The organism is Thioclava indica (assembly GCF_000714545.1).
In the GTDB taxonomy this organism is placed as follows: Bacteria; Pseudomonadota; Alphaproteobacteria; order Rhodobacterales; family Rhodobacteraceae; genus Thioclava; species Thioclava indica.
This window is the reverse complement of the sequence record NZ_AUNB01000001.1, coordinates 378,629-397,937: the sequence shown is the minus strand read 5'-3', so window position 1 is coordinate 397,937 and position 19,309 is coordinate 378,629. Positions and strand designations below refer to the sequence as shown.

The following is a 19,309-nucleotide window of genomic DNA, read 5'->3' as shown; positions in this document are numbered from 1 at the left end:
CTCCTTGTCTGGCGGCTCAATAGGGGGGCGCGTGGCCTCTGGCAAGGGCGCGGCGCTTGCGCTATGAGGCGTGCAACCCGCTAAAGGAGCCACGCCATGGCCGAAGATCGCCCGCAAATTTACCTGATCACCCCGCCCGCGTTTGACGCAGCGGAGTTCTCCCCCAAGCTTGCCTCGGTGCTGGACGCCCATGAGGTCGCCTGTATCCGCCTCTCGATTGCGCTCAAGGATGAGCTCGAGATCGGGCGCGCCGCCGATGCGCTGCGCGAGGTCGCCCATGCGCGCGACGTGGCGCTGGTGATCGAAAGCCATGTGCAACTGGCCGAGCGCCACGGTCTGGACGGGGTGCATCTGGTGGATGGCGCGCGCCAGATCCGCTATGCGCGCAAGACTTTGGGCGACGAGGCGATCGTGGGCAGCTATTGCAGTGCCTCGCGTCATGAGGGGCTGAACGCGGGCGAGGCGGGGGCGGATTACATCTGTTTCGGCCCCATCGGGGAGACCGCATTGGGCACAGCCGAGCGCGCCGAATTCGACCTGTTTGAATGGTGGTCCGAGGTGATTGAGGTGCCCGTTGTGGCCGAAGGGGCGCTGAGCGAAGACCTGATCGCGCAATTCACCCCCGTCACCGACTGGTTCGCGCTGGGCGAGGAAATCTGGCGTGAAGACGATCCCGCCGCCGCGCTGGGCCGCTATATCGCCGCGATGGGCTGAGGCCAAGCGATGACCGGCTGGCTAGGCAATAGCGACGGGCCGATGGGCGATCACGGCGCGTTCATGCATCCCGAGCTATGCGTGCCACGCGCCGATCTGGCCGCCCATATCCGCCAGCTCGACGGTGCGCGCAACCTGATCGCGCTGGTCGGCGCGCCCGGTTCCGGCAAATCCCATCTCGCGCGCGAATTGGCCTCAGCCCTTGGCCCCGATGCGGCAATTGTCGCGATGGACGGGTTTCACCGCGACAATGACTGGCTGGATGCGCACGGGTTGCGCGCACGCAAAGGCGCGCCGCAAACCTTTGATACCGAAGGCCTCGCGACCCTGCTTGCACAGCTAAAGACGGCGCAAACCGACACGCCCGTGCCGCTCTTTGATCGAGACCGTGACGCCGTTGTTAAGGGCGGCACAACCGTGCCCGCCAGTGCGCGTTTCGTTCTGGTCGAGGGCAATTACCTGCTGCTTACCCAGCCCGGCTGGCGCGATCTTTATCCGCTGTTTGATCTTTCGATCCGCATCGACACGCCCGAGGCCACCTTGCGCGACCGCCTCACTCAGCGCTGGCAGGACCAAGGGCTTGACGCCGCAGAAATCACCCGCCGCGTCACGCAAAACGATCTGCCAAACGGTCGCCTCATCACCCGCGAGGGCCGCCCCGCCGATCTGGTGATCCGCGACTGATCTTCGCTCTTGCTAAATATCCCGGGGGGAGCCCGGAACGGGCGGGGGGCAGCGCCCCCCTCTTACCGCCCCGCTTAGCGCGTTTCCTTGGGCCGCATCACCAGCCAGATCAGCGCCGCCCCCGCCAGCGTCAGGAACGGCAGCATCGCCAGATTGACCGCCTGCCAGCCCGCTTGCGTATTGCCCGCCCCCGAGCAATTCATCAGCCCGCCCGACGACAGCGACGCCAGAAACACCCCGCCAAAGACGATGAAATCGTTCATCCCCTGGACATGGCCGCGCTCGGAGGGCGCATGGGCCGAGGCCAGCATCGCGGTCGATCCGATAAAGCCGAAATTCCAGCCCACACCCAGCAGCATTAACGCCAGATAAAACTTGTCCAGCTCCACCCCGGTCAGCGCCACCGCGCCCGAGGCTGCCAGAATGACCAGCCCGACACCGACGATCACCTCTTTGCCAAACCACGAAATCAGGTAGCCGGTGAAGAAGCTCGGCAAATACATCGCCAGCACATGCGCCGAGACGATATTGGCCGCGTCACCCTCTTCAAAGCCACAGCCCACCACCGCCAGCGGCGTCGAGGTCATCACCAGATTCATCAGCGCGTAGGACACCATGCCGCAGATCATCGCGACCAAAATCACCGGATCGCGCAGCAATTCGCGCCGCGTGCGGCCCTCGTGATGCTCGTGTTTCTTGCGCCGCCCCGGCGCGGGAATGTCGAGAAAGGCGAATAGAAACGGCCCCAGCGCGTTGATCGCGATAATCACCAGATAGGTCGCCATGAACGGCACCAGCATCGCCTGAGAGGTCACCTTGACCAGTTGCGGGCCGATGATCGCGGCCACCAGACCGCCCGCCATGACATAGGAAATCGCCTTGGGCTGGAACTCCGGCGTGGCGGTATCGGTCGCGGCAAAGCGGTAAAACCCCTGCGCCGACATATAGATCCCGGTCAGGAACGAGCCCATCAAGAAGACCGGAAACGACCCGATATAAAGCGCATAAGCCGCCACCGCCGCGCCCGCCGCGCCCGCAGCATTGGCCAGAATGAACCCCGCGCGGCGCCCGTAGGCGGCCATGAATTCCGACATCGGCTGCGCACTAAGCACAGACCCCAGCACAATCAGCGACAAAGGCAGCGTCGCGAAACAGGGGTTGGAGGCCAGCATCTGCCCCGCCAGCCCGCCAATCGTAAAGATCATCGGCATCTGCGCGCCCAAAAGCGCCTGTGCCAGAACCAGCACGATCGTGTTGCGCTTTTGACGCGCGGCGGGGGGGGAGGTGATATCGGTCATATCCGCTTGCTAGCGCGGCGCGAGAGGGCTGGCAAGCGGGGCCGTGATCGGGCAGGGTGCGGCATGGTTGGACGCATCATCACTTGTGACGAGGATATCGCCGAGGGCACTGCGTGGCTGTGCGCCTGCGAGCCGCGCTTTGCGCAGGTTTGCGCGCAGACCGGGCCTTGGCCTTTGCGGCGGCGTGACGACGGATTCGCGGCGCTGCGTGATGCGATCATCGGCCAGCAGGTCTCGGTCGCGGCAGCCAATGCGATCAAGGGGCGCGTGATCGAGGCTGGCTTTGGTGCGCCCGATGCTATTGCCGCTGGCTCCGAGGATGATCTGCGCGCCTGTGGTCTGTCGCGCCAGAAAGTGCGCTATTTGCAGGCGCTCGCGGGGTCTGGCGTGGATTTCACCGCTCTGCGCAACCTGCCCGACGAGGAGGTGGTCGCGCAGCTTTTGCCGATCCCTGGCATCGGGCGCTGGACGGTTGAAATGTATCTGATGTTCGCGCTGGGCCGCGCTGATGTGTTTGCGGTCGACGATCTTGCGCTGGCCGAAGCCGCGCGCCTGCTTTTCGATCTGCCCGAGCGCCCCAAGCGCAAGGAATTCAACGCATTGTCTGCGGCTTGGTCGCCGTGGCGCGCGGTTGCAGCGCGCGGGCTTTGGGCCTATTACGCAGCGTGCAAAAACCGCGAAGGAGTGGCGCCATGACACGCAAACTGCAAGCCGGCCGCAAGGCGCCGCAATCGGGCAACGTGAAATCCATCGTCGTGCTGCTGCACGGCTATGGCGCGGATGGCGCGGACCTGTTGGGGCTGGCCGATCCGCTCGGGCCGCATCTGCCCGACACGCTGTTCGTGGCCCCCGACGCGCCCGAGCCGTGCAACGGCAGCCCGATGGGGCGGCAGTGGTTCCCGATCCCGTGGATCGACAATTCCTCTGAGGAAGCCGCCGCGCAGGGTCTGCAGATGGCAGCGGCAGATGTGAATGCGTTCCTTGATGATTTGTTGCAAGAACATGGGCTTAATGCGAAGAACCTCGCCGTGATCGGGTTCTCGCAAGGCACGATGCTGGCGCTGGAAGTGTTGCCGCGCCGCGCCGAACCGGTGGCCGCGCTGGTGGCGTTTTCGGGCCGGTTGCTGCGCCCCGAAGCGCTGGAAGCCGAGGCGGTCTCAAAGCCCCCCGTTCTGTTGGTGCATGGCGATCAGGATCCGGTTGTGCCGTTTGAAGATATGTCCAAGGCGGGCAACGCGCTGGTCGCGGCTGGCTTTGAAACCTATGGCCATATCATGGAGGGCACGGGTCACGGCATCGCGCCTGATGGCTTGCAAGTGGCGCTGGCGTTTCTGCGCGACAAGCTCGCGGGCTAGGGCGCGCAACGTCACACCCCTGTCACCTTTCTCTGCCATCCATGCCGCAGGGCAGAAATTCGCGACATCAAGAGGCTTGCCAGATCGCGAACGCCATATATAGTCGTTGTTAAGGCAGGGGCGGACCCCGCCCCTGGGCCAGACGCGGCAACAGGGCGAGGACGGTTGAACCCATGCTGGATCACAGCGACACCACCGATTTCCGAACGCAATTCACGCGCGATCCTGCGGCGTTGCGCCGCCACCCCGCGCTTGTGCTCAACGCGGATTTCAGGCCGCTTTCCTATTACCCGCTGTCGCTTTGGCCGTGGCAAGAGGCGATCAAGGCGGTGTGCCTGGATCGGGTCACGATATTGGCCGAATATGACGAGGTGGTGCGCTCTCAGCGCCAAGCGATAAAAATCCCCTCTGTCGTGGTGCTTAAAGACTATGTTCGACCCCAAAAGCGCGTGGCATTCACGCGCTTTAATCTTTTTCTGCGCGACGAATTCAAATGCCAGTATTGCGGGGCCAAGGGCGATCTGACCTTTGATCATGTGATCCCACGCTCGCGCGGGGGGGTGACGAGTTGGGAAAACGTGGTCGCCGCCTGCTCTCCGTGCAATCTGCGCAAGGCCAACAAGCCGCTGGCGCGCTCGGGGATGAATTTGCAAAAACCCGCGCGCCGCCCCAGCCCTGAGGAAATGCAGCGCACAGGGCGGCGGTTTCCGCCCGGGCATTTGCATGAAAGCTGGATGGATTTCCTCTATTGGGACACCGAGCTGGAGGCGTGAGCGGGGGGTATTTCACGCGGCTGAAAGGGTAGAATACTCACGCGAGGCCCTATCCGCGGGAATAAAAAAGCGCCGAGATCCTTTTGATCCCGGCGCTTTGCTTACCTCTCAGGCTTTCAGAGACGCTGCCCGTTTATTCCAGTTCGATCAGCAGGTCCTTGGCATCAATCTGCGCGCCCGGCGTCACATGAAGCGCCTTGATCGTGGCCTCGCGCTCGGCATGGATGCCGGTTTCCATCTTCATCGCCTCGATCGTCAACAGCATGTCGCCCGGCTTGACCGTTTGACCGACGCTGACCGCTACCGAGGCAATCGAGCCCGGCATCGGCGCGCCGATATGGTTGGGGTTGGCGGGATCGGCCTTGGGTTTAGCGGCTGTCGTCGCCTTGACGGCCCGGTTGGGCACGCGCACGGCGCGGGGCTGTCCGTTAAGCTCGAAATAGACCTTCACCTCGCCCAATTCATCCGTATCGCCCTGCGTGAGGAACCGGATTTCCAGCGTCTTGCCGGGGTCGATTTCCGCCGAGATTTCGGTCTGCGGCTCCAGCCCGTAAAAGAACGTCGGCGTGGGCAGAGTGCGCACGGGGCCGTAGGTGTCGTGGCGCGTGGCGTAATCGGTGAAGACCTTGGGATACATCAGATATCCCGCCAGATCCTCGTCATCAATCGTGATCCCAAGCTGCTGCGCAAGGTCCGCGCGGGTCTGTTCCAGATCGACGGGGGGCAGGTGTTTGCCGGGGCGTTCCGTTGACGCCACTTCCCCCTTGAGTACCTTTTTCGCGATCCCTTCGGGCCAGCCTCCGGGGGGTTGGCCCAGATTGCCGCGCATCATATCGATCACGGAATCGGGGAAAGAGACATCCTTGGCCGGGTTGAGCACGTCTTCCTTGCTCAGCCCCTGCGCCACCATCATCAACGCCATGTCGCCCACGACTTTGGAGCTGGGCGTAACCTTGACGATATCGCCGAAAATCTGGTTGGCATCGGCATAGGCCTGCGCCACCTCATGCCAGCGCTCTTCCAGCCCCAGGCTACGAGCCTGACTTTTGAGATTGGTAAACTGGCCGCCGGGCATTTCATGCAGGTAGACCTCTGACGCCGGGGCTTCGAGGCCAGATTCGAAGGCCGCATATTGATGACGCACGGCCTCCCAATAGTTCGACATCCGGCGAATCGCGGCGATATCAAGCCCGGTGTCGCGCTCGGTATGGGCCAAGGCCTCGACGATAGACCCCAAACAGGGCTGCGAGGTGCCGCCTGAAAACGCATCCATCGCCGCATCGACCGCATCCACGCCCGCATCGGCGGCGGCGAGAACCGTCGCGCCTGCGATGCCGGATGTGTCATGGGTGTGGAAATGGATCGGCAGGCCGATTTCAGATTTCAGCGCGGCAATCAACTGGCGCGCGGCGGCGGGTTTCAGCAAGCCCGCCATATCCTTGAGGCCAAGCACATGCGCGCCCGCCGCCTCAAGCTCTTTGGCCATGCCGATGTAATATTTCAGGTCATATTTGGCGCGATCTGGGTCCAGAATATCGCCCGTGTAGCAGATCGTGCCTTCGCAGACCTTGCCGCTTTCAACCACCGCATCCATCGCGACGCGCATGTTCTCGACCCAGTTCAGCGAATCGAAGACGCGGAACACATCCACCCCGGTCGCGGCGGCGCGCTTGACGAAGAACTCCACCACGTTGTCGGGATAATTCGTGTAACCCACACCGTTGGAGGCGCGCAGCAGCATTTGTGTCATCACATTGGGCAGATGGGTGCGAATGTCGCGCAGGCGCTGCCACGGACATTCCTGCAAGAAGCGATAGGCCACGTCAAACGTCGCGCCGCCCCAGCATTCCACCGAGAACAGATCGCCCAAATTCGACGCATAGGCCGGAGCTGCGGTGATCATGTCGATCGAGCGCATCCGCGTCGCGAGCAGCGATTGGTGCCCGTCGCGCATCGTGGTGTCGGTCAGCAGCAGCTTGGTCTGCGCCTTCATCCAGTCGGCAACGGCTTGCGGGCCTTGCGATTCCAGAAGGTTGCGCGTGCCCGGCTGCGGCGCGCCCTTAAGTTCGGGCAGGCGGGGCGCTCTCGCCTCGGCATGGGGTTTCGGGCGACCGGCGGTTTCGGGATGCCCGTTCACGGTAATATCCGCGATATAGGTCAGGATTTTCGTGCCCCGGTCGCGGCGCAGTTTGAAATCAAACAGCGCGGGCGTGGTGTCGATGAACTTCGTCGAATAGCTCATATCCAGAAAGGTCGGGTGCTTGAGCAGGTTGATCACGAAGTCGATATTGGTGGACACGCCGCGAATGCGAAACTCGCGCAAGGCGCGGTCCATCCGCGAGATCGCCTGATCGGGCGTTTGCGCCCAAGCCGTGACCTTTACCAGAAGCGAATCGTAATAGCGCGTGATCACGCCGCCCGCATAGGCAGTGCCGCCATCAAGACGAATCCCCATGCCCGTTGCGCTGCGATAGGCGGTCAGGCGGCCATAATCGGGGATGAAATTGTTTTGCGGGTCTTCGGTCGTGACGCGGCATTGCAGCGCGTGGCCAGACAGCTGGATATCCGATTGCGCGGCAGCGCCGGTTGCCTCGCCCAGCGTCGCGCCCTCGGCGATCTTGATCTGGGCCTGCACGATGTCGATCCCGGTCACTTCCTCGGTGACGGTGTGTTCGACCTGTACGCGCGGGTTGACCTCGATGAAGTAGAACGCGTCCGTGTCCATATCCATCAGGAATTCAACGGTGCCTGCGTTCTGATAGCCCACCGCATTGCCGATCTTCAGCGCCAGCGCGCAGACCTCGGCGCGTTGCGCGTCGCTTAGATAGGGGGCAGGGGCGCGCTCGACCACTTTTTGGTTGCGCCGCTGCACGGTGCAATCGCGTTCGAACAGGTGATAAAGGCCACCATGCGTGTCACCCAAAAGCTGCACCTCGACATGGCGCGCGCGGATGATCATCTTTTCGAGATATCCCTCGCCATTGCCAAAGGCGGCTTCGGCCTCGCGACGGCCCTCACGGACTTTTTCGACCAGCTCGTCTTCAGAGAGGATCGGGCGCATCCCACGCCCGCCGCCGCCCCATGACGCCTTGAGCATCAGCGGATAGCCTACCTCGGCGGCCTCTTTTTTGATCGCATCAAAATCCTCGCCCAGAACATCGGTCGCAGGGATCACCGGCACATCGGCCTTGATCGCGACCTGACGGGCGCTGGCCTTATCGCCAAGCGCGCGCATCGTTTCGGCCTTGGGGCCGATAAATGTGATGCCGGCATTGGCGCAAGCCTCGACGAAATCAGGGTTTTCCGACAGTAGCCCGTAGCCCGGATGGATCGCATCCGCACCCGATTCCTTGGCGACTCGAATGATTTCCTCGATGCTGAGATAGGCCCCCACGGGCGAGAGCCCCGCACCGATGCGATAGGCCTCATCTGCCTTGAAGCGGTGCAGGCCCAACTTGTCCTCTTCGGCGTAAACGGCGACGGTTTTCTTGCCCAGCTCATTGGCTGCGCGCATCACCCGGATCGCGATCTCGCCGCGATTTGCCACAAGGATCTTGTTGAACATTGCTGTCTCCCGCTCTTTCAAAAACCGGCTGAACGGTAGCGTTGCCGCAGCGCAGCGCAAGGGTTATCTGCAAAGCGCGGCAAATTTACAGGCACTGAGCGGCGAGTTTGCAAAGTCTAATCGCTCCTATTGACTAGCCCCGTTTGCTGGGCAAGGTGGGGCCATGATCGATCTGCGCCCGGTAGGCTATATCATCGGTATGCTAATATCCGTGCTGGGGCTGACGATGCTGATCCCGGCGGCGGTGGATTGGGCTTATGGATCGCCCCATTGGATGGTGTTTGTCGAAAGCGCGATTCTGACGGTCAGCGTGGGCGCGGTGCTGTCACTGGCCTCGCGCGATGCGCTGCGCGCCACGCTTAATATCCAGCAGAGCTTTGTTCTGACATCGGCGGTCTGGCTGACGCTGCCGCTGTTTGGTGCGCTGCCGATGATGCTGGGCGCGCCGCATCTGGATCTGACGGATGCCTATTTTGAGGCGATGTCGGGCCTCACAACCACCGGCACCACGACGATCACGCATCTTGATGGCTTGCCGCCCGGCGTAAACCTGTGGCGCGGCTTGCTGCAATGGTTGGGGGGACTTGGGATTATCATCGTCGCGATGATCTTCCTGCCGGTGATGAAGGTCGGCGGGATGCAGTTCTTCCGCTCCGAAGGCTTTGATACACTTGGGAAAATTCTGCCGCGTGCGATGGATATCTCAACCGCGCTGATCCGCATTTATGTTGGCCTCACGATTGCCTGCATGATGACCTATCTGGCGCTGGGCATGACCGGGTTTGATGCGGTGATGCATGCGCTGACCACGCTCAGCACGGGTGGGTTTTCCAATTACGATGCGTCTTTCGCGACCTTTAAAGGCGCGCCGGAATATGCGGCCTCGGTCTATATGGCGTTGGCGGCGATGCCCTTTATCCGCTTCGTGCAGATGACGCAGGGCAATGTCGTGCCGCTGTGGCGTGACCCGCAGGTGCGCGCGTTTTTGCGCTGGATGGGCTATGCGATTGCGGTGATCGTGATCTACCGGATGATCCGCCACGAGGCCTCGTTTTGGCCCACGTTGCGCGAGGTCACGTTCAATGTCGTTTCGACCTTCACCGGCACCGGTTACGCCTCCGAGGACGTCACCCAATGGGGCCATCTCGCCTTTACGGTCCTGATTATTTCCGGGCTGATCGGGGGCTGCACGTCCTCTACCGCCTGCTCGGTCAAAGTGTTTCGCTATCTGATCCTGTTCGAGGCGATCAAGGTCCAGATCCAGCGCCTCTATTCGCCCCACCGCCTGCTGCGTTTGCGATATGACGGGCAATCGGTCGAGGATGGCGTGGTGAACTCGGTCGTGGCGTTCTTTTCGCTGTTCATCCTGACCTTCGGGATTTTAATCATCGCGCTGACCTTTACCGGGCTGGAAACGGAAACGGCGATGACCGCCGCCTGGACCTCGATTGCCAATATCGGCCCGGCTTGGGGGCCAGAGATCACCGCCAATGGGTCAGTCGCGGATTTCCCGGCCTCGGCGAAATGGCTGATGAGCGGGGCAATGTGCATCGGGCGGCTCGAATTGATGAGCGTTCTGGTGCTGTTGCTGCCCCGCTTCTGGCGCGTCTAGATCACTTCCAGCACGACACCCGCACGACCATCCGATCGGCGATCTGTTGCAGGTCTTCGGCGGCCCGTGCGCCGGAAAAACTGGCCGCTTCGGGGGCATATCCGTTTTGCGACAGGGTCGGGGCCATCGCCTGCGCCTGTAGGGCGGCATGCAAGCCATCGGGCAACATCCGGCTGGCATCCTGCGAAGGGGGCAGCAGCATTCCCATCACCGCGCCCGTGCCATCCAGTACCGGCCCGCCGACATCGCCTGCGCGCGTCTTGGCCTCGATGCGGGCCTGATCGGTCTCGCCCGCCAGCCCCTTGAGCGCCGAAAGCGTGCCGAAGTTCAATACCGGCGCGGGCAGGGCCTCGGGGTAAGAGAATCCCGCCACGGTGATTTGCGCGCCTGCCAGCGGGGCTTGGGTGCTGAAATGCGCAACCCCTTTGGGCGCCAAGGCATCGCGCGGCTGCACCACCGCAAACCCCGTTTGCGCGCCATCATAGGCCAGATCGGCGGGGTGCGCGTCGACCGTGATGCGCCCGCATTGCGCAAGCCCCTCAGCCGCCGTCAACACGGCGCCCTTGCCATCAATGAAAAAGCCCGAGCGCGAAAACACCGGTGCGCGTTTCTCGATCCCCGCCATCAGCGCCGCGCGCGTGACCGACATCGGCTGGCCAAGCGTGGCATCAAGTGCGGCGGTGCCAATCGGTTTGAAGCTGGATTTCATCGCCTCCAGCACGCGGTTGCGGCGCTTGTCATCCCCTGTCGGCCAGACCAGCACAAAGCCCTTGATCAGCCCCTTGGACAGCGTGGCTTGGGTGTAGGACTGGATTTCGCTATTGCTGCCCTCAATGGTAAAGCTGTTTTTGCGCAGCGCGCGATCTCCGGAAACCGGCACGATTTCAAGCGTTTGCATCGCATCATACAGGCCGCGCAGCCGCGCCGCATCGCCGGGTTGCGAGATCAGCAAGACCTGCACGCCGCTATTATCCTTAGAGGCGTAATTCACAAACGGCGCGTTATAGCGTGCGAATTGCACCAGCCCGAGAGGGATCTCGACCGAAATTCCGGCCTCGGTCTCATCCACCGTTTTCAACCCCAATTCCGCCCGCGCCGAGGCCACCCGATCCAGCAATTCCATTTGCTGCGTCGACGACAAAACCCCCGTCGCCTCAAAGCCGTTCTTCATCTGCCAATCAGCGATGGAACTGCGCGTGCCGCGCCCGAAAAGCCCGTCAATCGCGCCCGAATAGCTGCCTTCCCAGTCCAGCGCGGCCTGAATGTCGCGGCGCTGATCACGGCTGAGCGCGCCTTCCAGACGGCGTGACTCTGCCAGCGTTTCGGTTGCGGGTTGCGCGGGGGTTGAGGGCTCAGCCGCAGGTGTTTGCGCATCCGATGGCGCGCTAACGTCAGGGGACGGGGCGGCCTCGGTTAGCGGTTGCGTCTCGACCGGCTTGATCGGCGCGCCACTCAGGCTTGCGCCCACCGGCCAGAACTGTTGCGCAAACTGGCTGCCATCTGCGACGAAACTGTCACGCGGGATCAGCCCGTCCAGACGCAGCGCGCGGCGGCGGTCATCGGCGGCCTGCTCATCCGCGAACGGGCCCAGCGCAATCGCATACCAGCCCGATTTCAGCCGGAACCCCGAGGCCGTGGGAAACATGCCCGACCAGTCGCGCGCGCGATCTTCGGCTTGTGCGAGCGAGGATTTCGCCTCGATCTGCACCCAAGCCTGCGCCCATGCGGTGCCCGTCCAGACCATCGCCGTCAGACTTGCCCCGACCACAACTGAAATCGCTCTGTGAAAATTGCGCATACCCAACCCTTTTATACGTTTTGTCGCGCAACTTATCGAAACCTCGCGCCGCGTCACCCCTGAAATGGCAGGAAATCGGTCGATGTGGGGGCTGGGTCGCAGATCGGGCGCGCGAGGCGTTGACGCCCACGCCCCCCTTGCCTAGGAAGAAGGCGCTTTATTCGAGGTGAGACATGGCCAATCCCGACGCCCCCAAGACCGCCCCCAAATCGTTTCAGGAGATCATCCTGCGACTGATGAGCTATTGGGCCTCTAAGGGCTGCGCGGTATTGCAACCCTATGACATGGAGGTCGGCGCGGGCACGTTCCACCCCGCGACCACCTTGCGCGCGCTTGGCGACAAGCCTTGGGCGGCGGCCTATGTGCAACCCTCGCGCCGCCCCACCGACGGGCGCTACGGCGAAAACCCCAACCGTTTGCAGCACTACTACCAGTATCAGGTGCTGATCAAACCCAGCCCGCCTGACTTGCAAGAGCTGTATCTCGGCTCGCTGGCGGCAATCGGGATTGATCTGGACTTGCACGACATCCGCTTTGTCGAGGATGACTGGGAAAGCCCGACTTTGGGCGCTTGGGGTCTTGGCTGGGAGGTGTGGTGCGATGGTATGGAAGTGTCGCAATTCACTTATTTCCAGCAGGTCGGCGGGCATGATTGCAAACCCGTCGCGGGCGAGCTGACCTATGGGCTGGAGCGTCTGGCAATGTATGTGCTGGGCATAGATCACGTCATGGAGATGCCCTATAACGACCCTTCCGCGCCGATTGCGCTCAGCTATGCCGATGTCTTTCGCCAGACCGAGCAGGAATATTCGCGCTGGAATTTCGACGTCGCCGACACCGACACGCTTCTGCGCCATTTTGAGGATGCCGAGGCCGAATGTGGCCGCATCCTTGCCAGTGACGACACCGACGATGCGGGCCGCCGTATCATCATGGCCCATCCCGCCTATGATCAATGCATCAAGGCTTCCCATCTGTTCAACCTGCTCGATGCGCGCGGCGTGATCTCGGTCACCGAACGCCAGGCCTATATCGGCCGTGTGCGCACACTCGCCAAAGCCTGCGCCGATGCCTTCGTGCGCACCGAGGCAGGGGGCGCGCAGCCAGACGAGGCCGTGGCGTGAATGGTAAATATATCGGCGGTGGCATCGTGTTGATCGCGCTGGCCTTTGGCGCGGGCGTTTATTACGCGCAGGAATACGGCTATTACGAAAAGGTCTCGGCCACGGCCCCGGCGGCTGCAATTACGCTGGCCGAGCTGGGCGGCGGCACGCTCGACCCGATCGATGTGGCGGGTTATCTGGGCATTGACGCCGATAGCTCTCCGCTGCGCTATCGCGCCTGTTTCCGCACCGATATTTCCCTCGCCACCGCGACCGAAACCTTTCAGGTCTATGATGCGCCCACCCCGCTGATCGGCCCGAAATGGTTTGACTGCTATGACGCCAAGCGCATCGGCGCCGATCTTGAGGCCGGGCGCGCCGTGGCCTTCCTGTCCCAACACGACATCCACGACGGCGTGGATCGCGTTGTGGCGCTCTATCCCGATGGTCAGGCCTATGTCTGGCACCAACTGAATTCAGAAGCGGAGAAATAACATGCCCGATCTTTTGATTGAACTGTTCTCCGAGGAAATCCCCGCCCGGATGCAGGCCCGCGCGCGCGCCGATCTGCAAAAGCTGATCACCGATGGCGTGGTTGAGGCCGGGCTGACCTATGCCCATGCCGGCACGTTTTCCACGCCGCGCCGTCTGGTGCTGGCGATTGAGGGGCTGACCGCCAATTCGCCGACCCTGCGCGAGGAACGCAAAGGCCCGCGCGTGGACGCGCCCGAAAAGGCGCTCGACGGGTTTCTGCGCTCGACAGGGCTAAGCAAGGACCAGCTCGAAATCCGCGACGACAAAAAGGGGCAGGTGTATTTCGCCACCATCGAGCGCCCCGGCCGCCCCGCGACCGAAATCGTCGCCGAGGTGTTAGAGCACACAATCCGCACCTTCCCCTGGCCGAAATCCATGCGCTGGGGCGCGGGCAGCCTGCGCTGGGTGCGCCCGCTGCATTCGATCCTCGCGATCCTGTCTGATGAGGCGGGGCCAACCATCGTCCCGCTCGATATCGATGGCATCAAGGCGGGGGATACCACGCGCGGGCATCGCTTTATGGCCCCTGACAGCTTCACCGTGGGCGGGTTTGAAAGCTACGCCAAGCAGCTTAAAGCCGCCAAAGTGATGCTCGACCCGGCTGAACGCGCCGATACGATCTGGCATGACGCGCAGCAAATGGCCTTTGCCAAGGGCTGGGAAGTCGTTGAAGACAAAGGGCTTCTGGCCGAGGTCGCAGGGCTGGTCGAATGGCCCGTGACGCTGATGGGCCAGATCGACGATGAATTCCTCGACCTGCCGCCCGAGGTGCTGCAAACCTCGATGAAGGAACATCAGAAATTCTTCTCAGTGAAAAACCCGAAAACGGGCCGGATCGAGGGCTTTGTGACCGTCGCCAACCGCGAGACCGCCGATCACGGCGCGACCATCCTTGCGGGCAACCAAAAGGTGCTCTCGGCGCGGCTGTCGGATGCCAAGTTCTTCTGGGAAAACGATCAGCGCATGATCAAGACCCACGGGCTGGAAGGCATGGCCGAGGGTCTGGACGCCGTGACCTTCCACAACAAGCTGGGCAGCGTGGGTGATCAGGTCCGCCGGATCGAGGCGCTGGCGCGTGAAATCGCCCCCCTCGTGGGCGCCGCCCCCGATCTCGCCGCCGAGGCCGCCCGCGTCGCCAAAGCCGATCTAAGGTCGGAAATGGTCTATGAATTCCCCGAATTGCAGGGGGTGATGGGCCGATATTATGCAAAAAGTGCTAGTCTTGATGATCGCGTCGCCGACGCCGTGCGCGACCATTACGCCCCCCTCGGCCCGTCCGACGCCGTGCCAAGCGAACCCGTCTCCGTCGCTGTGGCGCTTGCCGAAAAGATCGACAAACTCACCGGCTTCTGGGCGATTGACGAGAAACCCACGGGCAGCAAAGACCCCTTCGCGCTGCGCAGGGCCGCGCTGGGGGTGATCCGGCTGGTGCTGGAGAATGGGTTGAGGATACAGCTGGAGGACGTGTTCAAGAAGTGGCTTCCAATCTCGGCCCTCGGCTTTCAAAAAGCTGGCTATCACATAGTTTTTCCGGTCACTGATGAAGCAGGAGTTGCTTTTGGTCCTGAAGCTGATGTCGATGATGAATTCGATTTCGAGAAGATGGGGGCCGAGGTTGGCTTTTTGAAAGCTAGACGCCTGGACGAAGTCGCGTTTAATTTTGCGACCGTAAGGCTCAGGGTTACATCAAAATGGGCAACCGACCTTCTCTCCTTCTTCCACGACCGCCTCAAAGTCTTCCTCAAAGACCAAGGCATTCGCCATGACGTCATCGACGCTGTGCTCGTGATGTCCGGTTCTGACGATCTCACCCTCGTCGTAAAACGCGCGCAGGCGCTGTCGGAAACCCTCAAAACCGAAGACGGCGCGAACCTGCTTCAAGGGTTCAAACGCGCCAATAACATCCTCACCCAAGCCGAGGACAAGGACGGGGTCGAATACTCGTTCGGCGCAGATGTGAAATTCGCCGAAACCGAACAGGAAAAGGCGCTTTTCACCGCCCTCGACACCGCCGAGGCGCAAATCACCCCGGCAATGGAGGCCGAAGACTTCGCCGCCGCGATGGCCGCAATGGCGTCCTTGCGCGGCCCCATTGATGCGTTCTTCGAGGCGGTGCAGATCAACACCGATAGCGAAGTGATCCGGCGCAACCGCCTCAACCTGCTGTCGCGCATCCGTCAAATCTGCCTCAGCGTGGCCGACCTGACCAAGATCGAGGGCTAAGCCCTTTCATCTGGCCAAAAATACTCCCGCCGGAGGCTCCACCCCGCGCAACCTGTCACAAAGCTGAAACATGGCGCGCGGGTGACGCTGCGTCTTTTCATATCACAGCACCCTTGCGAGTGTGCAAAATCGCCCTATCCTGCGGGGGTGGAGATTAATGCTGCAATGCAGAAACCGTTTGAAATCGCTGACTTTGTCACGTTGACGCCCTCGGCTTCGGTCGAGACGACGACTCACGGCTGGCGTGCAAAATGCCTGCAACGGCTGATCCGGCTGGATTTGCCGGTGCCCACAACCGTGTCGCTGCCCGCCCAAACCGTGCGCGCCATCGCGGCGGGGCAAAGCATCGACACCGTCGCGCTGGCAAGTGAATTTGGCCCGCAAATGCTGGTCTCGGTGCGCTCCAGCCCGGAAAATCCCGAATGGGGCGGGCCGGGTACGGTGCTCAATGTCGGCATGAACGATGATATGCACGCGCATCTGTCCAACACCCACGGCTCCGAGGCGGCGGATGCGCTTTATCTGCGCTTCGTGCAGCTTTACGCTATTCATGTCGCGCGTCTCGACCCGGATATGTTTCAGCAAGATCCGGGGCCGGGCGCGCTTGAACTTGCGCTTGACGCCTATGAGGAAGAGACCGACGAGCGTTTCCCGCAATCGCCTGCACGGCAGTTGGGCGAGGTGCTGCGCTCGATGGCGCGCGCTTGGGAGGGCACCACCGCGCGGCTGCTGCGTCAGGCCAAAGGCGCGCCAGCCGACGCCACTTTGGGGCTGTTGGTGCAGGAAATGGCGCTTGGGATCGGGCCGGGGCTGTCAGGGTCGGGCACCATCCAGTTTGTCGATCCGGTGACGGGCGCGGCCCAGGTTACGGGGCGGTTTCGCGGTCAAAGCCAGGGTCGCAAAGCCGCGATCGAGGCGCTGTATCTGACGCGCGATCCGCGCGGAGCCTCGCTGCAAGAGGCCGACCAGCGCGTTTTCGATCAACTCTGCGATTACGGTGCGGCGTGCCGTGTGAAGTTGCGCGAAGAGATGCAGATCGAATTCACCATTGAATCGGGTCAGGTGCATGTGATTGACGCGGTGCGCGTGCCGCGCTCGTCGCGCGCCACGGTGCGCATCGCGGTCGCGCTGGCCGAGGATAAGGTGATCTCGCGCGAGGATGCGCTGCTGCGTGTCGAGCCCCGCGCGATCACGGAATTGCTGCATTATCAAGTTGATCCGCGCGCGCCCCGCGATGTGCTGGCGCGCGGGATTGCCGCCTCGCCCGGGGCGGCGACGGGCAAGATCGTGTTTACAGCGGCCGCCGCGCAGGCCTCGGCCGCACGCGACGAGCCTTGCATCTTGGTGCGCCGCGAAACCTCGCCCGAGGACATTCGCGGCATGCACGCTGCTGTCGCGGTGCTGACCGAACGGGGCGGCATGACCAGCCACGCGGCGGTGATCGCACGCGGTCTGGGCTTGCCCTGCATCGTTGGCTGTTCCGAGATCGAGTTGAACGCCCGCGAGCGCCAGTTTCGCGGCCCCAAGGGGCGGATTTTCCGCGAGGGCGATATTGTCACGCTCGACGGCACCAATGGCGAGGTGCTCGTGGGCAGCGCCGAGATGCTGGCCCCCGCGCTGGATGACGGGTTCCGCACGCTGCTGCATTGGGCTGATCTGGTGCGCGATATCGGAATTCGCGCCAATGCCGACACACCCGATGACGCGCGCACCGCCTTGATGTTCGAAGCCGACGGGATTGGCCTGTGTCGCACTGAACATATGTTTTTCGACGAAGATCGTCTGACTGTGATGCGCGAGATGATCTTTGCCGACAGCCCCGAGGATCGCCGTGCCTCGCTGGAACGCCTGCTGCCGATGCAGCGCGCCGATTTCCTGACGCTGTTTGAGCTGATGAAGGGCTCGCCGGTCAATATCCGTCTGTTTGACCCGCCGCTGCACGAATTCCTGCCCCATGACCGCGAGGGGATGCGCGAACTGGCCGAGGCGCTGGATCGCCCGCTTTCGGATGTGATGCGTCGCTGCGAGGCGCTATCGGAGTTCAACCCGATGCTGGGGATGCGGGGCGTGCGTCTGGGCATCACCGTGCCCGAGATTTACGACATGCAGGCGCGCGCGATCTTTGAGGCGACGGTCGAGGCGAAACGGCGCGGCGCTGAAATCGTGCCCGAGATCATGATTCCGCTGGTCTCGGCCTCGCGCGAGGTCGAGTTGGTCAAAACCCGCATCGACGCGGTCGCGTCCACCGTGCGCAACGAAACGAAATCCGATTTCAGCTATAAGCTGGGTGTGATGGTCGAGACGCCTCGCTCGGCCCTGCGCGCCGGAGAAATTGCCGAACACGCGGCATTTCTGTCTTTTGGCACCAATGACTTGACGCAGATGACCTACGGATTGTCGCGCGACGATGCGGGGCGTTTCATGTCCACATATGTCAATCAGCAGGTCTATGGCGAGGACCCGTTCCACATTCTCGATGTCGAGGGCGTGGGCGAGCTGTTGTTGATGGGGGCTGCGCGCGGGCGCGGGGCGCGTCCTGACATCACGATCTCGGTTTGTGGCGAACATGGTGGTAATCCCGAATCAATCGCGTTTTGTCGCGCGGCGGGGTTTGACTATGTGTCTTGTTCGCCGTTCCGGGTGCCGGTGGCGCGCTTGGCCGCAGCCCATTTCGCGCTTTTGGCCCCACGCGGGCGCGGCACGCCGTGACGGGCACGTAAATGAGCAAGATTTCGCGCAGTTTTGCTAATTCCCGTTGGCAATTTCCACGCCCACGAGATATGCGATTCGTCTCAGGCTCACGCTGAAATCCGCAGGGCGACTGGCAAGATTCCGCCGCAAATCCGACATGGTTTGCGCTGCGGTGCGGCATGTTATGGACTTTTTCTGACATTGGCGTTATCTGAGCGCGGTCACGCCTCTGGGGGGATGTGGCGATTGTCCTTATCGGAAGAAAACCATGTCAGTGCTGAAAAGCTGGACGGGGGGCGCGATTGTCCTCCTGGCCCTCGCCGGAGGCTTGCGTGCCGAAGTAACGGTGAGCCAGTCCAATGATCCGTCCGAAGTGGCCGAACAAGGCCTCATGTCTGTCCTGTGGCAGGAACGCTCGGCGATGAGCGCGATCGACAAGCGTCGGGTGACCGCGCTGACGATGGCGCCCGCCCATTCCAAAACGGTTGCGCGCAAAGGGGCTTTGCCCGGCGTGTTGTCGGCCAGCTGGCTGGCGCAGCAACCCAAAGCCTCGGGGGGCAAGCAATTCGAATGTCTCTCCAAGGCGCTGTATTTTGAGGCACGCGGTGAAGGTGTCAAAGGTCAGCAGGCGGTTGCCGAAGTGATCTTGAACCGGGTCGATGATCCGCGCTTCCCCGGCTCGATCTGCGGTGTCGTGCATCAGTCCAATTCGCGCGGCTGCCAGTTTAGCTGGTATTGCGATGGGCGCGCCGATGCGGTGCACAATTCCAGCGCGTTTGCGCGCGTCGGCAAGGTGGCGCGTGCGATGATCGACGGCGCACCGCGCAGCCTGACCGACGGGGCGACCTATTTCCACACCCGCAACAGCTATCCCCGCTGGTCGCGTGTGTTTGATAAGACGGCGGCCATCGGGCATCACCTGTTTTACGCTGATCCGATCCGCACCGCCTCGAATTAAG

The 19,309-nt window shown here is 62.4% G+C and carries 14 protein-coding genes; 11 read left to right on the top strand and 3 right to left on the bottom strand.

Features of this window, described 5'->3' with window-relative positions; all coding sequences use genetic code 11:
• Positions 1-96: 96 nt before the first annotated feature.
• Positions 97-714: a thiamine phosphate synthase gene (locus tag DT23_RS01940; RefSeq protein WP_038127547.1), complete on the top strand. Its 618-nt coding sequence runs from the start codon at positions 97-99 to the stop codon at positions 712-714.
• Between the two features lie 9 nt (positions 715-723).
• Positions 724-1,398 carry a nucleoside/nucleotide kinase family protein gene (locus DT23_RS01935; protein ID WP_240473519.1) on the top strand — a complete coding sequence of 225 codons (675 nt, stop codon included), beginning with the start codon at positions 724-726 and terminating at the stop codon, positions 1,396-1,398.
• Positions 1,399-1,472: 74 nt separating this feature from the next.
• On the opposite strand, the gene DT23_RS01930 is transcribed toward DT23_RS01935, so the two are convergent.
• Positions 1,473-2,696, bottom strand: a complete 1,224-nt coding sequence (locus DT23_RS01930) for an MFS transporter (protein ID WP_038127546.1) — start codon at positions 2,694-2,696, stop codon at positions 1,473-1,475.
• Positions 2,697-2,759: 63 nt separating this feature from the next.
• Between DT23_RS01930 and DT23_RS01925 the strand changes: the two genes are divergently transcribed.
• The 3 genes from DT23_RS01925 to DT23_RS01915 all read left to right on the top strand — a co-directional run bounded on the left by DT23_RS01925 (position 2,760) and on the right by DT23_RS01915 (position 4,824).
• Entirely contained in the window at positions 2,760-3,392 is a 633-nt protein-coding gene (locus DT23_RS01925; protein ID WP_051696970.1) for a DNA-3-methyladenine glycosylase family protein, read from the top strand.
• Positions 3,389-4,051 carry an alpha/beta hydrolase gene (locus DT23_RS01920; protein ID WP_038127544.1) on the top strand — a complete coding sequence of 221 codons (663 nt, stop codon included), beginning with the start codon at positions 3,389-3,391 and terminating at the stop codon, positions 4,049-4,051. Before DT23_RS01925 ends, DT23_RS01920 begins: the two co-directional genes overlap by 4 nt.
• A gap of 173 nt (positions 4,052-4,224) precedes the next feature.
• Complete coding sequence (locus DT23_RS01915; RefSeq protein WP_038127541.1) at positions 4,225-4,824, top strand: HNH endonuclease; 600 nt, start codon at positions 4,225-4,227, stop codon at positions 4,822-4,824.
• Between the two features lie 133 nt (positions 4,825-4,957).
• Here DT23_RS01915 and DT23_RS01910 read toward each other — a convergent pair whose 3' ends face one another.
• Positions 4,958-8,389, bottom strand: a complete 3,432-nt coding sequence (locus DT23_RS01910) for a pyruvate carboxylase (RefSeq protein ID WP_038127540.1) — start codon at positions 8,387-8,389, stop codon at positions 4,958-4,960.
• 163 nt (positions 8,390-8,552) lie between these two features.
• Here DT23_RS01910 and DT23_RS01905 point away from each other — a divergent pair, with 163 nt between their 5' ends.
• Entirely contained in the window at positions 8,553-10,001 is a 1,449-nt protein-coding gene (locus DT23_RS01905) for a TrkH family potassium uptake protein (RefSeq protein WP_038127539.1), read from the top strand.
• Position 10,002: 1 nt separating this feature from the next.
• Here the strand turns inward: DT23_RS01905 and DT23_RS01900 are convergent, their stop codons facing one another.
• A complete protein-coding gene (locus tag DT23_RS01900; RefSeq protein ID WP_038127538.1) occupies positions 10,003-11,799 on the bottom strand; it encodes a trypsin-like peptidase domain-containing protein in 1,797 nt (598 codons plus the stop codon).
• Positions 11,800-11,972: 173 nt separating this feature from the next.
• Between DT23_RS01900 and DT23_RS01895 the strand changes: the two genes are divergently transcribed.
• From DT23_RS01895 to DT23_RS01875, 5 genes are all read left to right on the top strand, one after another.
• Positions 11,973-12,923, top strand: a complete 951-nt coding sequence (locus DT23_RS01895; protein ID WP_038127537.1) for a glycine--tRNA ligase subunit alpha — start codon at positions 11,973-11,975, stop codon at positions 12,921-12,923.
• Positions 12,920-13,396 carry a DUF6446 family protein gene (locus tag DT23_RS01890; RefSeq protein ID WP_038127536.1) on the top strand — a complete coding sequence of 159 codons (477 nt, stop codon included), beginning with the start codon at positions 12,920-12,922 and terminating at the stop codon, positions 13,394-13,396. The genes DT23_RS01895 and DT23_RS01890 overlap by 4 nt, the downstream gene beginning before the upstream one ends.
• Position 13,397: 1 nt before the next feature.
• Positions 13,398-15,659, top strand: coding sequence for a glycine--tRNA ligase subunit beta (gene glyS / locus DT23_RS01885; RefSeq protein WP_038127535.1), 2,262 nt, complete (start codon positions 13,398-13,400; stop codon positions 15,657-15,659).
• Between the two features lie 165 nt (positions 15,660-15,824).
• Positions 15,825-18,368, top strand: coding sequence for a putative PEP-binding protein (locus DT23_RS01880; RefSeq protein WP_038127532.1), 2,544 nt, complete (start codon positions 15,825-15,827; stop codon positions 18,366-18,368).
• Positions 18,369-18,618: 250 nt separating this feature from the next.
• Positions 18,619-19,308, top strand: a complete 690-nt coding sequence (locus DT23_RS01875; RefSeq protein ID WP_038127530.1) for a cell wall hydrolase — start codon at positions 18,619-18,621, stop codon at positions 19,306-19,308.
• Position 19,309: the final 1 nt, after the last annotated feature.